The sequence below is a fragment of the Streptomyces sp. NBC_01429 genome, from assembly GCF_036231945.1.
Taxonomy (GTDB): domain Bacteria; phylum Actinomycetota; class Actinomycetes; order Streptomycetales; family Streptomycetaceae; genus Streptomyces.
The window spans coordinates 1,092,006-1,106,167 of sequence record NZ_CP109599.1 but is presented as its reverse complement, the minus strand read 5'-3'; the positions used below and the strand labels follow the sequence as shown (position 1 = coordinate 1,106,167).

Here is a 14,162-nt window from a genome sequence, read left to right as displayed (position 1 = left end):
GGCTGAACGGGAAACCGACGGCTGAACGGACAGGCTGGGGCCGGACGCCCGCGCGGGCCGGTGGGTCAGCGCACCGGCTCCAGCTGGTCCCACCACCAGGCGATGGTGGGAATCGGCAGCGGCTCCAGGCTGTTGTCGGCGGGCTGCCGCTTCCACCACCCGCCCGGGGTGGCCTTCGGCCCGGACGGCACGGCGTAGCGGGGGCAGGCCGACGCCCAGTCGAGATGGCCCCGGACGAACTGGCCGAGCCCGGTCACGTACCGGCGCAGCTCCTCGTTCGCCCCGTCGAGGACCTGCGCGGACAGCCGGTCGAAGAGCACCATGATCCGGTCCCGCATGGTCACCACCCGGACGAGCGCGCGCTGCGGTTCGCAGTCCTGTTCCTGGCAGACGACATCGATCAGATTGAGGTTGTCGTCGGCCCGCTCCAGCTCCTTGTTGCGGGAGTAGAGGTCGTTGTCCCAGCTGACGAGGGTCCAGGTGATCTCGGTCAGGGCCCGCACCCGGGGGTCGTGGAGATCCTCGTCGGTGACCGAGAAGCCGCCGACGATCTCGATCATCGCGGTGGACGGGGCCATGCCGATGGCGCGCATCCACAGGGTGACGTAGTCGTCCAGCGACGGCAGTTCGGACCGCCCGCGCCAGGACGCCTCCCACACCAGCCCCGAGGTGTAGACGCGCATCGCTTCCGTCATCCGCCGCAACTGGCGCGGTGAGGCGTACCGTTCCAGCTCCACCCGCAGCCGGCGCAGCGCCGCCGTGTGCGGAGAGTCGTTGGGCGAGCCCGCGTCCGGGGACTCCACGGCGCGCATGATCCGCGAGGTCTCCTGGGCGAGCAGGTCCGCCGTGGCCGCGGACTCGTCGCACACGCCGTCGTCCAGCGAGAAGAGCACGGCGTGGAACTTGGACATCAGGGTGAGCGGTTCGAGCTGCCCGTAGGGCATGGTCGACGCGGTCAGCCCGCCGAAGTCGCACACGGCGAGCCGTTTGATCTGCTGTTCGTCCGTGTCGAGCCGCTGCTGGAGCATCCACCGTACGGTCTGATCGTTGAGCACTTCGACGGACTGGTGCCGCGCGGGCGGAACAGGGCAGTAGAACGGCACAGCGGGGAGCTGCTGGGCCAGGCGCTGTTCCGAGACGCAGGACATGATCGGCCTCCTGGGCGGCGGGAATACGGTGCGGGGGGACAAGGAGCGGTGCCGTTCGGGGAGCGTATATGTCCAGGTCGAATCGTCAATAACGAGGCAACTTGCCATCGCCTGGCTTGAATTGACTGATTGTGAGCTAGTCCGATCACTCCCGTGCGCCTCCACTCCGCCGACGCGCACCCCCAACACGCGCTCCCTGGTTGCCCCGCGCGCTTCCAGCATGCGCCCCCGGCCCGCCCCCTCGCCGTACCGCCGCCACCCGTCCGAGTCGAATTTTCGTCACGGCTCGTATATCGCGCGCCCGGGGAGCGAGAGGGGGATCGTTCGGTACGGGTACGTCAAAGAGCGGAGACGCGGTGAGACGATATGCGTACGTTATGTGAGCCCCGCGCGTGGCCGCACGGCCAGATGTGCGACAGGCCGGTGGCCCCTCGGGGGAGGGGCCACCGGCCTGTCGTCGCGCCGCGCCCGTCCCCACGGTGCGGCGCGGGCGGTCCGTCGTCATCCGCTCGGACGACGGACCGCCCGTCTAGAGGGCCGCGGCCGCGCGCAGCCCCAGGAGGGGGAGGATCGTGGCGTCGAGAAAGCGGTTGAGGTACGCCTCGTCCGCGTGACGGCCCTCCAGCGTCGGCCGGGCGCGCATGACGCCGGTCAGCTGGACCGCCACGAACTCCGAGGCCGGGTTGTCCGCCGCGATCTCGCCGCGTTCCACCGCGCGCCCGACCATGGTGTCGATCGCCGCGATCTCGGGGTCGATGAGGACCTCGCGCAGGGCCCGTTGCAGCTCGGGGTGCTGGAACGCGGCCTGGCTGAGCGCGCGCATCAGCGGGATGTCGCGCCCCGAGAACACCGCCGCCGACCGGGCCACGGCGCGCAGATCGCCCTCCAGTGTTCCGGTGTCGACGTCCGCGAGCCGGAAACAGCTCGTGCCGCGCAGCGCGGCGGCGACCAGCTGCGGCTTCGTACCCCACTGACGGTAGAGCGTGGACTTGCCGCAACGGGAGCGGGCCGCGACGCCTTCCATGGTGAGGGCGTCGTAGCCGCCCTCCCTGAGCAGGTCGAGAGCTGCCTGGTAGAACTCCTGCTCGCGCTCCGGCGTGATCTTGGAGCGGCGTTGCGTCGTCGTCATCGTCTCTCCCTGCCCGTCATGGCATCGATACGGCAGTGTACCGATACGCCAGTGTACCGATACTATTTCGTATCGGTACACTGGCGTATCGATAAGGGCGCGGTCCAGAACGCGTCGCCGTAACGCCACGTCGTCCCCGCGCGCCGTGCCGACCATGTGAAGGGGGCGGGTGGTGAACATCGACGCCCGCACGGGGCCCGCCGAACGGAAACCGGACGTTTCCACCCGACCGCCCCTCGTGCGCGAGCTGCTGCTCGTCGCCGGACTCTTCCTCGTCTACAAGCTCGGCAGACAGGCCGCCACCGGACACACCGCCGAGGCGTTCCGCGACGCGGACCGCGTCCGGGGCTGGGAGCGGGCGCTCCATCTGCCGGGGGAGGGCGCCGTCCAGGGCGTCCTGCTGCACGACACCACCCTGGTCCAGCTCGCGAACACCTACTACGCGACCGTGCACTTCCCCGCGACGGTGCTCTTCCTGGGCTGGCTCTACTGGCGCAGGCCCGGTCACTACGTATGGGCGCGACGGGTGCTCGCCGCGCTGACCGGCGCCGCGCTCGTCCTGCATCTGCTGATGCCGCTCGCCCCGCCGCGTCTGCTGGCCGCGACCGGTCTGGTGGACACCGGCCGGGTGTACGGGCCGACGGTGTACGCCGCGTCCCCCGCGCACGACACGGTGGCCAACCAGTTCGCGGCGATGCCCTCGCTCCATGTCGGCTGGGCCCTGATGGTCGCCGTCGGACTCATCGCCGCCACCAGGACGCGGTGGCGCCGGCTCTGGCTGCTGCACCCGCTGCTCACGCTGTTCGTCGTCATAGGCACCGCCAACCACTACTGGCTCGACGCGGCCGTGGCCGTCGCGCTGCTGGGCGTCGCGCTGGCGTTCATCAGGGCGCCGGGCGCGGCCGTACGGCGCCGGGGATCCCTCGTCGTACGGTCTTCGGCCGCGCGGCCGAAGACCGTACGGCCCGCCGCGGGCATCCCGGAACAGGCCCCTGCCGGGGCCCCTGCCGGGACCGTCGTCGGCGTCACGTCGGGAGCGGCGCGATGAACGGCGGGACGGCGGTCGCCGTGGCCCTCTCGCTGGTCTCGGCCTTCGCGTACGCCTCGGCCGCCGTGGCGCAGGAACGCCTCGCCGCCCGCACCGCGCCCGGGACCCCGCTGCTCACCCTGCTCGGGCGCGGCGCCTGGTGGGGAGCGGTCGGGCTGAACGCGACGGGCGCGCTGCTGCATGTCGTGGCCCTGACGTACGGGCCGCTCACGGTCGTCCAGCCGCTCGGCGCGCTGACGCTGGTCGCTGCCGTGCCGCTGGGCGCGCGCCGGGCCGGGCGCCAGGTGGGCAGGGGCGAGTGGCGCGGCACCGCGTACACGCTCGCGGGGCTCGCGGTCATCCTGCTGACCGCCGCCGGTACGCATCCGGGCGCGACGCTCTCGCTGTCGCAGGCGCTTGCCGTCGCGGGGCTGGCGCTGGCTCTGGTCACGGTTCTGACCAGGCCCGGAGCCCGCCCCGGACTGCGGCACGCGGCGGCCTCCGGAATCACCTCGGGCGTCGCCTCCGCCCTCACCCAGACCGTCACGGTCGCCGCCACGGCCCGTGGCGCCGGCGCGCTGCCGTGGTGGCAGGTCGCGGCGGTCGCGCTGGTGGTCGCTGCCTTCGCCTCGGGCGGTCTGCTGCTCTCCCAGACGGCGTACCGGGGCGGTCTGGGCGCCCCGCTCGCCGTACTGACCCTCGCCAACCCGGTCGCCGCCTCCGTCATCGGCCTCGCCCTCCTCGGCGAGCGCCTCCGGGGCGGCGCCGTGGGGATCGCGGCGGCGCTGGTGGGCGCGGTGCTGGCGGCGCGCGGCGTGGTGCTGCTGACCCGGACCGCCCTCGTGCCCGTACCCGTACCGGGCGCCGAGGCGGATGGTGAGCGGGACCGGCAGCCTGGCCGGGACCCGGAGCACCGGACGCGGTACGGGCCGTCCGCGCCGTACGGCCCCTACGACCACCCGTACGAGCCGGTCGGGACGGCGGCTCCGGCGGCGCGGACACGCACCCCGGTGCTGTCCTCCGCACAGCTCCCGGCCCCGGAACCGGTTCGGACGGCTCCAGCCGCGGCCTCAGCCCCCGACCCCGTACGCGCCGGTCCGGTCGCTCGGCGCTCCCGCCTCCCGCGCCTCGCCCGGCGCGGGGCCGCGCCGACCGCCCCGGCGGCGGAGCCCGCTGTGGTGCCCGGCCTGGTGCCCGCGCTGGGGCAGCTCGTCGCGGAGCGGGAGCGGGAGCGGCCCGCGCGCGGCAGGGGCTCGCGGGTACGGGCGCTCCAGGAGCGCCGCCGCCGGATACGCCTGCGCCGGGTCCACCGGCGGCGCGACAAGTGCACCTACCAGTAGCCCTCGGCGCGCACCCGTCGCCCGTCGCGGGCGGCGGGTGCGAAACGGGTGTGAAGCTGAGCTGTTGGCGCGGTTAAGAAATCCTCGATGGACCGAACGCCCCTCGGCTCGGCAGATTGGTGCACGACCACGGAGCGGTGATCACGTACGAGCGGTGCTCACCGCACGGACGACGGTCACCGCTCAGCACCACCACCCCGGGAGCCGCGCCCATGAAGGCACTTGTCAAACAGCAGGCCGAACCGGGGCTGTGGCTCATGGACGTGCCGGAGCCGCGCACCGGGCCGGCCGACGTACTGATCAAGGTGCTCCGTACCGGTATCTGCGGCACCGACCTGCACATCCGCTCCTGGGACGGCTGGGCGCGCAGGACGGTCACCACCCCGCGCGTCCTCGGCCACGAGTTCGTCGGCGAGGTGGTCTCGGTGGGCGACGCCGTACGGGACGTCGCCGTCGGCGATCTCGTCAGCGGCGAGGGCCATCTCGTCTGCGGCAGCTGCCGCAACTGTCTGGCCGGGCGCCGCCATCTGTGCCGGGGCACCGTCGGCCTCGGCGTCGGCCGCGACGGCGCCTTCGCCGAGTACGTGGCCTTGCCCGCCACGAACGTCTGGGTGCACCGGGCGGAGGTGGACCTCGATGTCGCCGCGATCTTCGACCCGTTCGGCAACGCCGTCCACACCGCCCTCTCCTTCCCGCTCGTCGGCGAGGACGTCCTGATCACCGGCGCCGGCCCGATCGGCATCATGGCCGCGGCCGTCGCCCGGCACGCGGGCGCGCGCAACGTCGTGATCACCGACGTCAGTCCGTACCGCCTGGAACTCGCCCGCAAGGCCGGCGCCACCCTGGCCCTCGACGTCTCCGGCACCGGCATCTCCGAGGCCCAGCGGCTGCTCGGCCTGAAGGAGGGCTTCGACATCGGCCTGGAGATGTCCGGCCGCCCCGAGGCCATGCGCGACATGGTCGCCAACATGACGCACGGCGGCCGGATCGCCATGCTCGGGCTGCCCGCCGAGGAGTTCGCCGTCGACTGGTCGAGGATCGTCACCTCCATGATCACGATCAAGGGCATCTACGGCCGCGAGATGTTCGAGACCTGGTACGCGATGACGGTGCTGCTCGAAGGCGGCCTCGACCTCACGCCGGTCATCACCGGCAGCTACGGGTACGAGGACTTCGACGCGGCGTTCGACGAGGCGGCCACCGCCCGCAGCGGCAAGATCATCCTCGACTGGACAGCCTGACCAACCAAGACAAGAAGGAGCCCTCATGTACGGGTCCGTCCGGGACGAACTGTCCGCCACGCTCGACGAGATCCGCGCCGCCGGTCTCTTCAAGCCCGAGCGCGTGATCTCCACCCCGCAGAGCGCCTCCGTCGCCGTGACCGCCTCCGGCGGGACGGACGATGGAGAGAAGGCCGACGGCGCGGTCCTCAACTTCTGCGCCAACAACTACCTCGGGCTCGCCGACCACCCCGAGGTCGTCGCCGCCGCCAAGGACGCCCTCGACCGGTGGGGCTACGGCATGGCCTCCGTACGGTTCATCTGCGGCACCCAGGAGATCCACAAGGAGCTGGAGGGGCGGCTGTCGGGCTTCCTCGGCCAGGAGGACACGATCCTCTACTCCTCCTGCTTCGACGCCAACGGCGGAGTCTTCGAGACTCTCCTCGGCCCCGAGGACGCGGTCATCTCCGACGCGCTCAACCACGCCAGCATCATCGACGGCATCCGCCTCTCCAAGGCCCGCCGGCTGCGCTACGCCAACCGCGACCTCGCCGAACTGGAGACCAGGCTCAAGGAGTCCGCCGACGCCCGGCGGCGGCTGATCGTGACGGACGGCGTGTTCTCCATGGACGGCTATGTCGCGCCGCTCGACGAGATCTGCGACCTCGCCGACCGGTACGACGCGATGGTCATGGTCGACGACTCGCACGCCGTCGGCTTCGTCGGCCCGAACGGCCGCGGCACCCCCGAACTGCACGGCGTCATGGACCGGGTCGACATCGTCACCGGCACCCTCGGCAAGGCGCTCGGCGGCGCCTCGGGCGGCTATGTCGCCGCCCGCGCCGAGATCGTCGCGCTGCTGCGGCAGCGCTCCCGCCCGTATCTCTTCTCCAACTCGCTCGCGCCGGTCATCGCCGCCGCTTCGGTCAAGGTCCTCGACCTGCTGGAGGGCGCGGGCGGGCTGCGGGAGCGGCTGAGCGCCAACACCGCCCTCTTCCGCGAGGAGATGACCGGGGCGGGCTTCGAGATCCTGCCCGGCGACCACCCGATCGCCCCGGTCATGATCGGTGACGCGGCGCGGGCCGGCCGGATGGCGGAACTGCTGCTGGAGCGCGGGGTGTACGTGATCGGATTCTCCTACCCGGTCGTGCCGATGGACCGCGCGCGGATCAGGGTGCAGCTGTCCGCCGCGCACTCGACGGCCGAGGTGCGCCGGGCGGTCGCGGCGTTCGTCGACGCGCGCGCGGTGCTGGAGCGGGAGAGCTGACCGAAGGGGAGCCGACGCGGGGGAGGCCCACGCCGGGGGCTGGCAGCGGAGGCTGACGGCGGGGGCTGACGACAGGGGCCAACCGGGCCGATTCGGTCGATACCTCTCGGCCTGGCAGGATGGCCTGCGTGATCGACCCCCGGCGGCTGCGTGTCCTGCGGGCCGTGGCGGACCACCGTACGGTGACCGCCGCGGCGGCCGCGCTCTACCTCACGCCCTCGGCCGTCTCCCAGCAGCTCGCCGCCCTGGAACAGGAGACCGGCCACGCGCTGCTGACCCGCAGCGGCCGGGGTGTGCGGCTGACGGCGGCCGGGGACATCCTGCTCGGCCACACCCACGAGGTCCTCGCCCAGCTGGAGCGCGCCGAGGCCGAACTCGCGGCCTACGCGGGCGGCACGGCGGGCGAGGTCACGGTCGCCGCGTTCGCCACCGGCATCGCGGAGGTGCTCGCCCCGGCCGTCGAGGCGCTCGCGGGCGCGCACCCCGGCATACGGGTACGGGTACGCGACGCCGAGGGCGACGAGAGCCTGCCGCTCGTGCTCGGCGGACAGGCCGATCTGGCGGTCGCGGTCGAGTACCGGGGCGCGCCGCGCGAGGACGACCCCCGGCTCTCCCGGGTGCCGCTGTACGCGGAGCCGTTCGACGTGGTCCTGCCCGCGGCGCACCCGCTCGGTCTCGCGCCGCGGGTGGCGCTCGCCGAGCTGGCCGACAGCGACTGGATCGGCCCGTACCCCGGCAACCCCTGCCACGACGTCATCCAACTGGCCTGCGAACTGGCGGGCTTCCAGCCGAGACCGGCGCACTTCTCGGACGACTTCCGCGCGGTCGTCGCCCTCGCGGGCGCCGGCGCCGGGGTGGCGCTGGTCCCGCGCTCGGCGCTGCGCGGCATGGAGCTGAAGGGGACGGTCGTACGTCCGGTGGCGGGTCCGGCCGCCACCCGCCGGGTCTTCGCCGCGGTCCGCAGGGGCGCCGAGAACCACCCGCTGATCCGCCCGCTGCTCGACGCGCTGTCGCTGGCGGCGGGCGGACTCAGAACGGGCTGAGCTTCCTGGACGTAAGGGGCCCTGGACGTAAGGTCCCTGGACGCGTAACGGCCCGGTGCACGAGGGAGCACGGATCGGGCCGTGCGTCCGAAGCGGCCTCGTCCGGCTCGGCTCAGCTCAGCAGACTCGGCGCCGCCCTGTCCAGGACCGAGCCCACCCGCTCCCAGGTCTCCGTGTCCCGCTCCACCGGCGGCAGTTCCGGGCCCGCGCCCGTCTCCCACGATGTCGCGACGGTCACCGGGTCCTCGCCCGTGGCCGCGCCCGCCGCCAGCGCCGCAGCGCCGAGGGCGACCAGCTCGCCGCTGGCGGGGACGATCAGCGGACGGCCGGAGAGCCGCCGCACCGTCTCGACCCACATCCGGCCCTGCGCGCCGCCGCCGACCAGCCGCAGCGGGCGGCCGGCGACCTCGGGCGCGGCGGGGTCGAGACCGCAGGCGCGCATGACCTCGTCCAGGGCGCGCAGTACGGTCACGGCCGCGCCCTCGTAGGCGGCGCCCAGGAGCTGCTGCGGCGTGGTGTCGTGCCGGATGCCGGTCAGCAGCCCCGACGAGGCCGGCAGGTCGGGGGTGCGCTCGCCGTCCAGGTACGGCAGGAGTACGGCCTCGCCGCCCGGCGTCGCGTCCTCGCGGTCGAGGCGGAGCAGCGCCGCCACCTTGTCCACGGCGAGCGTGCAGTTGAGGGTGCAGGCCAGCGGCAGATACGTACCGTCGGCGGCGGCGAACCCGGCGAGCGCCGCGGATCCCGGGCGGGTGCGGGTCGCGGCGAAGACCGTGCCCGAGGTGCCCAGGCTGAGCACCGGGTGGTCCAGCAGCCCGGCGCCGCCGAAGCCCAGGCCGACGGCGGCGCTCATGTTGTCACCGGTACCGGCGGCGACGGCGATGCCCGCGGGCAGGCCCAGTTCGGCGGCGGCCGCCGCGGTGAGCGAGCCGATCCGCGCTGCGCCGGTGGTGGCGACGGGCGGCAGCAGATCGGTGTCGAGCCCGAGGAGCGCGAGCAGTTCGGCGTCGTACTCACCGGTGGCCGTCGAGTACCAGCAGGTGCCGGAGGCGTCGCCGGGGTCGGTGGCGGGGGTGCCGGCGAGCCGCTCGGTCAGGAAGTCGTGCGGCAGCCTGATGGCGGCCGTGGCGTCGGCGACGGCCGGGTCGTTCTCCCGCAGCCACTGCCACTTGGAGGCCGTCATCGACGCCACCGGCACCGAGCCCGTACGCGCCGTCCAGGCGTCGGGGCCGCCGAGCGTCTCGGTCAGCGCGGCGGCCTGCGGGGCCGAGCGGGTGTCGTTCCAGAGCAGCGCCGGGCGCAGCGGCCGCCCGGCGCCGTCCAGCACCACCAGTCCGTGCTGCTGTCCGGCGACGGCTATGCCGATGACCGCCGAGGGCTCCACGCCGGACTCCTTGAGTCCGGCGCCGACCGCGTCGCGCAGCGCGGTCCACCACACCTCGGGGTCCGTCTCGCGCGCGCCGCCCTCCCCGGTCACCCGGTGCGGCGCGCGGCCCACGGCGAGCAGCCGGCCGGTGGCGGCGTCGGTGAAGGCGGCCTTCGTGGACTGGGTGGAACTGTCCACGCCGATGACGACCTGGCTCTGCGACATGCGGCTCTACCTCCGGTTTTTGGATCTGGAGGAACAAATTACGCGATGGTGCGACGCACGGGAACAGCGAGGACGATCAACCCCCGGACAACCTCGGCGGCCGCTCGGTCCCCTCCGGATGAGGGTAGGGACAATTCCGGGTCGTCCTCCGGTCTTTTGCCCGCCCGCACTCCGTGCTTTATTAGTCATGTCAGTAAACAAATAGGTCCGGCGCGTGCCGGAGCTAGCCATCGAAGGCGGCCAGAGGATGACGGAACGCTTCACACCCACCCCCGCGGACAAGTTCAGCTTCGGTCTGTGGACCGTGGGCTGGCAGGGCCGGGACCCGTTCGGCGACGCCACCCGCCCGGCCCTGGACCCCGTCGAGTCCGTACAGCGGCTCGGGGAGCTGGGCGCGTACGGCGTGACCTTCCACGACGACGACCTCATCCCGTTCGGCTCGTCCGACACCGAGCGCGAGTCGCACATCAAGCGCTTCCGGCAGGCGCTGGACGCGACCGGCGTGGTCGCGTCCATGGTCACCACCAACCTCTTCACCCACCCGGTCTTCAAGGACGGCGGCCTCACCGCCAACGACCGCGACATCCGGCGCTTCGCGCTGCGCAAGGTGCTGCGCAACATCGACCTCGCCGCCGAACTCGGCGCGAAGACCTTCGTCGCCTGGGGCGGCCGGGAGGGCGCGGAGTCGGGCGGCGCCAAGGACGTACGGCTCGCCCTCGACCGGATGAAGGAGGCGTTCGACCTCTTCGGGGAGTACGTCACGGAGCAGGGCTACGACCTGCGCTTCGCCATCGAGCCCAAGCCCAACGAGCCGCGCGGCGACATCCTGCTGCCGACCGTCGGCCACGCCCTCGCGTTCATCGAGCGGCTGGAGCGCCCCGAGCTGTACGGCGTGAACCCGGAGGTCGGCCACGAGCAGATGGCCGGGCTGAACTTCCCGCACTCCGTCGCCCAGGCGCTCTGGTCGGGCAAGCTCTACCACATCGACCTCAACGGCCAGAACGGCATCAAGTACGACCAGGACCTGCGCTTCGGCGCGGGCGATCTTCGGGCAGCCTTCTGGCTGGTCGACCTGTTGGAGACCGCGGGCTGGGAGGGCACCCGGCACTTCGACTTCAAGCCGCCGCGCACCGAGGACTACGACGGGGTGTGGGCCTCCGCCGCCGGGTGCATGCGCAACTACCTGATCCTCAAGGAGCGCGCCGCCTCCTTCCGCGCCGATCCGCTGGTCCAGGAGGCGCTGCGCGCCTCGCGTCTCGACCAGCTGGCCGAGCCGACCGCCGCCGACGGGGTGGCCGGGCTGCTGGCCGACCGCACCGCGTACGAGGAGTTCGACCCCGAGGCCGCGGGTGCCCGCGGCATGGCGTTCGAGCACCTGGACCAGCTCGCGATGGACCACCTGCTGGGCGCGCGCTGACCGAGGCGGCCCGGGCCCGATGACGGGCCCGGGCCGGGTACGACAGGACGCGGCGAGGGGTACGGGGGGTACGGGGGAACCCCGGGGTACGGGGAGACGCGGGTCGCCGTGGCGCTCGGCCGGCCGGTCTCAGTCCGTCCCCCGCCGCGCCCCGCGCCCCGCGTACGCCACCGGATCGGCCAGCACCGACCGTACGACCAGGGCCGCGGCGCCGCGTGCCGCGTCACCGGCGGAGGAGGAGGCGCGCAGCCGTCCGCTGTCGCGCGGCCACAGCCCCGAGACCACCCGGGCCGTCAACTCCCGGTCGGCCGCCGGTGACAGCCGGGGCATCAGCTCCCGGTAGATCCCGCCCAGCACCACCGCGTCCGGGTCGAGGAGATTGACCGCGCCCGACAGCACCCGGCCGAGCATCGTCCCGGCCCGCTCGACGGCGGCCACCGCGAGCGGGTCGCCCGCGGTCACCCGGCGCGCCAGCTCCGCCAGGCCCGGCGCGCCGGAGTCCTCGTCGACACCGGCCGCCCGCAGCAGCGCCGAGAGGCCCGCGTACTGCTCCAGACAGCCACGCGAGCCGCACCGGCAGAGCGGACCCGTCGCGTCAGCGACCACATGCCCGATCTCCCCGGCGAAGCCGTGCGCCCCGCGCAACAGCTCCCCGTCGAGCACCAGAGCGCCGCCGACCCCGATCTCGCCGGTCAGATAGAGGAACGTACGGATCGGGCCCAGATCGCCGAACCACAGCTCGGCCAGCGCCGCGAGATTGGCCTCGTTCTCCGAACTCACCGGCAGCGCGGGCGTGTCCGGCCGCAGCCCGGCGAGCGCGCGGGCGAACAGCTCCTCGGCGGGGACCCGGTTCCAGCCCAGGTTGGGCGCCTGACGGACCGTACCGCCCGACACCAGCCCCGGCAGGGCCAGTTGGACCCCCACCGGGTGCAACTCCTGCTCGGCCGCCGACTCCAGGGTCCGCGCGGCGATCCGCGCGCCGCGCGCCAGGACCCCGGCGGGAGCGGCACCCCGGTTGTCGAGGTGCTCGGTCAGCCGGACCCGGTCGGTGCCCGCGAGGTCGACCACGCACACCGACACGTAGTCGATATTGATCTCGACACCGATTCCGGCCGGCCCGGAGCGCGTCACCTTCAGCACGGTGCCGGGGCGGCCGGCCTGCCCGCTGAACGTCTTCCCGGACTCGGAGAGGAACCCGCTGTCCAGCAACTGCTCGACCAGCGACGACACGGCCGCCCGGGTCAGCCCCACCCGCCCCGCCACGCCGGCCCTGGTCGCCTCGCCCTCGTCCCGTACCGCCCGCAGCACGAGGCTCAGATTGTGCCGGCGCACGGTCTCCTTGTCGGCCTTCGCGCCGAGGGAGGTGTGGTTGCTGTTCATGTCCCGCACGAGCCTATGCGATCGGCCGCGCGGGCCGTCGGCGCTCGGCGTCGGCGCCGCCGTTCACCCGTACGGTCGGACGGGTCGCCGGGGATGCCGCCGGGGAGGCGGTGAAGCATCCGCACCCTTTCAGCCGTACTCCTCACCGTTCCACGTACGTCCACGCACCTCGTCAAGTCCACGCACCTCATCAGGGAGTCGAACCGCCCCATGAACGAAGCCGCCCGCTTCTCCGACCGCGTCGCCGTCGTCACCGGAGCCGCCTCGGGCGTCGGCGCCGCCACCGCCGTGCGGCTCGCCGCCGAAGGTGCCTCCGTCGTCCTCGCCGACCTCGACGGGGAACGGGGCGTCCCCCTCGCCGCGCGGATACGCGCCTACGGCGGTCGCGCCGCCTTCGTCGCCGCCGATGTCGCCGACCCGGACGGCTGGGACCGGATCATGGCGGCGGCGCACACCTTCGGGCCCGTCGGCGTCCTCGTCAGCAACGCCCACACCACGGAGGTCGCCCCCGCGCACGAGCTGTCCCTGGCCTCCTGGGAACGGCAGCTGGCCGTCAATCTCACCGGCGGCTTCCTCGGCTTCAGAGCCGTGCTGCCCGATCTGCGAGAGCGGCGCGGCTCGGTGGTGCTGACCTCGTCGGTCCACGCGCACAAGGGCGTCCCCGGCCATCCCGCGTATGCCGCCGGCAAGGGCGCGCTGCTCTCGCTCTGCGCTCAGCTCGCCGTGGAGTACGGACCCGAGGTACGGGTCAACGCCGTGCTGCCGGGGCCGATCCTCACCACCGCCTGGGAGGAGGCACCGCGGGAGGAGCGCGAGCGTGGCGCCGCCGGGACGGCGGCGGGCCGCTTCGGGAGGCCGGAGGAGGTGGCCGCGGCGATCGCCTTCCTGGCGGCCGACGAGGCGTCGTACATCACCGGGTCGAGCCTGGTCGTGGACGGCGGCTGGAGCGTCGTGAAGTCCCCGGCGTGAAGTCCCGGGCCTGAAGCCTCGGCCCGAGCGCCGCACGAAGGTGGCGGGGCGCCCGTACGGCACGGGCGCCCCGCCACCTCTCCGCCTATTCGCCGGCGGGCGTCAGCGCCTGGGAGGCCCCGTCCCGCGCCCAGGCGGGCGCCGTGCCCGAGAGCTGGCAGACCATGAGGTAGAAGGGGATGGGCGGGGTGTAGGGCGTGTGCGCCTCGGGCCAGTGGATCAGCTTGGGGTGCGCCGCCGGTACGGCCGTACCCGTGATGTAGCGGGCCGGTGACGGCCAGGTCAGATCGAGGTCCGAGCCCGCCGGGACGATCCACCACCACCAGTCCGCGTCGGCGAAGACGCAGCCGGTCCTGGGCAGCCGCGCCATCAGCCGGAAGCCGTGCTCCGCCGGGACACCGACCGCGTCGCACCCGAGCGCCGCCGGCAGCGTGGGCGGCAGCGGCAGCTCGACCCGGCCGGGCAGCTCGGCCCGGTCGGCCGCGGGGTGGTCGCGCAGGCCCCGGGAGAGGCGGTGCAGGGCGCTCCTCAGCACGGCGTCCCCGATCCGCGCGACGCGCCGTTCGATCCCCGTGACACGCCGTTGCCTCCGTGCGGCACACCGTTCGTTCCGTGCGACACGCCGTACACGGGT

General features: G+C 73.5%; 11 protein-coding genes and 1 pseudogene. 7 read left to right on the top strand and 5 right to left on the bottom strand.

Translation table 11 applies throughout. The features are described 5' to 3' along the window. Positions 1-65: 65 nt before the first annotated feature. Positions 66-1,148, bottom strand: a complete 1,083-nt coding sequence (locus tag OG627_RS04770) for a terpene synthase family protein (protein WP_329061723.1) — start codon at positions 1,146-1,148, stop codon at positions 66-68. A 529-nt stretch (positions 1,149-1,677) separates the two neighbouring features. Then, the gene (locus OG627_RS04765) at positions 1,678-2,277 is read right to left on the bottom strand and encodes a TetR/AcrR family transcriptional regulator (protein ID WP_329061721.1); all 600 of its coding nucleotides are present in this window, start codon (positions 2,275-2,277) and stop codon (positions 1,678-1,680) included. Positions 2,278-2,455: 178 nt separating this feature from the next. On the opposite strand from OG627_RS04765, the gene OG627_RS04760 reads away from it, so the two are divergent. The 5 genes and pseudogenes from OG627_RS04760 to OG627_RS04740 all read left to right on the top strand — a co-directional run bounded on the left by OG627_RS04760 (position 2,456) and on the right by OG627_RS04740 (position 8,174). Then, on the top strand, positions 2,456-3,325 hold the full coding sequence (locus OG627_RS04760) for a phosphatase PAP2 family protein (RefSeq protein ID WP_443073604.1): 870 nt from the start codon (positions 2,456-2,458) through the stop codon (positions 3,323-3,325). Continuing rightward, positions 3,322-4,155: pseudogene (locus OG627_RS04755) on the top strand (hypothetical protein); the annotation flags it as partial. The gene OG627_RS04760 and the pseudogene OG627_RS04755, both read left to right, overlap by 4 nt. Positions 4,156-4,856: 701 nt before the next feature. Continuing rightward, positions 4,857-5,885: an L-threonine 3-dehydrogenase gene (gene tdh, locus OG627_RS04750; protein WP_329061717.1), complete on the top strand. Its 1,029-nt coding sequence runs from the start codon at positions 4,857-4,859 to the stop codon at positions 5,883-5,885. Between the two features lie 25 nt (positions 5,886-5,910). Beyond that, a complete protein-coding gene (locus tag OG627_RS04745; RefSeq protein ID WP_329061715.1) occupies positions 5,911-7,131 on the top strand; it encodes a glycine C-acetyltransferase in 1,221 nt (406 codons plus the stop codon). 128 nt (positions 7,132-7,259) lie between these two features. After that, positions 7,260-8,174 (top strand): LysR family transcriptional regulator, encoded by a 915-nt coding sequence (locus tag OG627_RS04740; protein WP_329061713.1) that lies wholly within the window; start codon positions 7,260-7,262, stop codon positions 8,172-8,174. A gap of 112 nt (positions 8,175-8,286) precedes the next feature. Here OG627_RS04740 and xylB read toward each other — a convergent pair whose 3' ends face one another. Next, entirely contained in the window at positions 8,287-9,762 is a 1,476-nt protein-coding gene (gene xylB, locus OG627_RS04735; RefSeq protein WP_329061711.1) for a xylulokinase, read from the bottom strand. Between the two features lie 247 nt (positions 9,763-10,009). Here xylB and xylA point away from each other — a divergent pair, with 247 nt between their 5' ends. Then, entirely contained in the window at positions 10,010-11,179 is a 1,170-nt protein-coding gene (gene xylA / locus OG627_RS04730) for a xylose isomerase (RefSeq protein ID WP_329061709.1), read from the top strand. A 129-nt stretch (positions 11,180-11,308) separates the two neighbouring features. Here xylA and OG627_RS04725 read toward each other — a convergent pair whose 3' ends face one another. Beyond that, on the bottom strand, positions 11,309-12,559 hold the full coding sequence (locus OG627_RS04725; protein ID WP_329061707.1) for an ROK family protein: 1,251 nt from the start codon (positions 12,557-12,559) through the stop codon (positions 11,309-11,311). Positions 12,560-12,769: 210 nt separating this feature from the next. Here OG627_RS04725 and OG627_RS04720 point away from each other — a divergent pair, with 210 nt between their 5' ends. Then, the gene (locus OG627_RS04720) at positions 12,770-13,528 is read left to right on the top strand and encodes an SDR family NAD(P)-dependent oxidoreductase (RefSeq protein WP_329061705.1); all 759 of its coding nucleotides are present in this window, start codon (positions 12,770-12,772) and stop codon (positions 13,526-13,528) included. 85 nt (positions 13,529-13,613) lie between these two features. Here OG627_RS04720 and OG627_RS04715 read toward each other — a convergent pair whose 3' ends face one another. Continuing rightward, a complete protein-coding gene (locus OG627_RS04715; protein WP_443073415.1) occupies positions 13,614-14,063 on the bottom strand; it encodes a hypothetical protein in 450 nt (149 codons plus the stop codon). Positions 14,064-14,162: the final 99 nt, after the last annotated feature.

What these genes read in the sequence shown, in the direction of transcription:
- OG627_RS04770 (WP_329061723.1), bottom strand. Translation starts at nt 1,148, where the DNA reads ATGTCCTGCGTCTCGGAACAGCGCCTGGCCCAGCAGCTCCCCGCTGTG.
- OG627_RS04765 (WP_329061721.1), bottom strand. Translation starts at nt 2,277, where the DNA reads ATGACGACGACGCAACGCCGCTCCAAGATCACGCCGGAGCGCGAGCAG.
- tdh (WP_329061717.1), top strand. Translation starts at nt 4,857, where the DNA reads ATGAAGGCACTTGTCAAACAGCAGGCCGAACCGGGGCTGTGGCTCATG.
- OG627_RS04745 (WP_329061715.1), top strand. Translation starts at nt 5,911, where the DNA reads ATGTACGGGTCCGTCCGGGACGAACTGTCCGCCACGCTCGACGAGATC.
- xylB (WP_329061711.1), bottom strand. Translation starts at nt 9,762, where the DNA reads ATGTCGCAGAGCCAGGTCGTCATCGGCGTGGACAGTTCCACCCAGTCC.
- xylA (WP_329061709.1), top strand. Translation starts at nt 10,010, where the DNA reads ATGACGGAACGCTTCACACCCACCCCCGCGGACAAGTTCAGCTTCGGT.
- OG627_RS04725 (WP_329061707.1), bottom strand. Translation starts at nt 12,559, where the DNA reads ATGAACAGCAACCACACCTCCCTCGGCGCGAAGGCCGACAAGGAGACC.
- OG627_RS04720 (WP_329061705.1), top strand. Translation starts at nt 12,770, where the DNA reads ATGAACGAAGCCGCCCGCTTCTCCGACCGCGTCGCCGTCGTCACCGGA.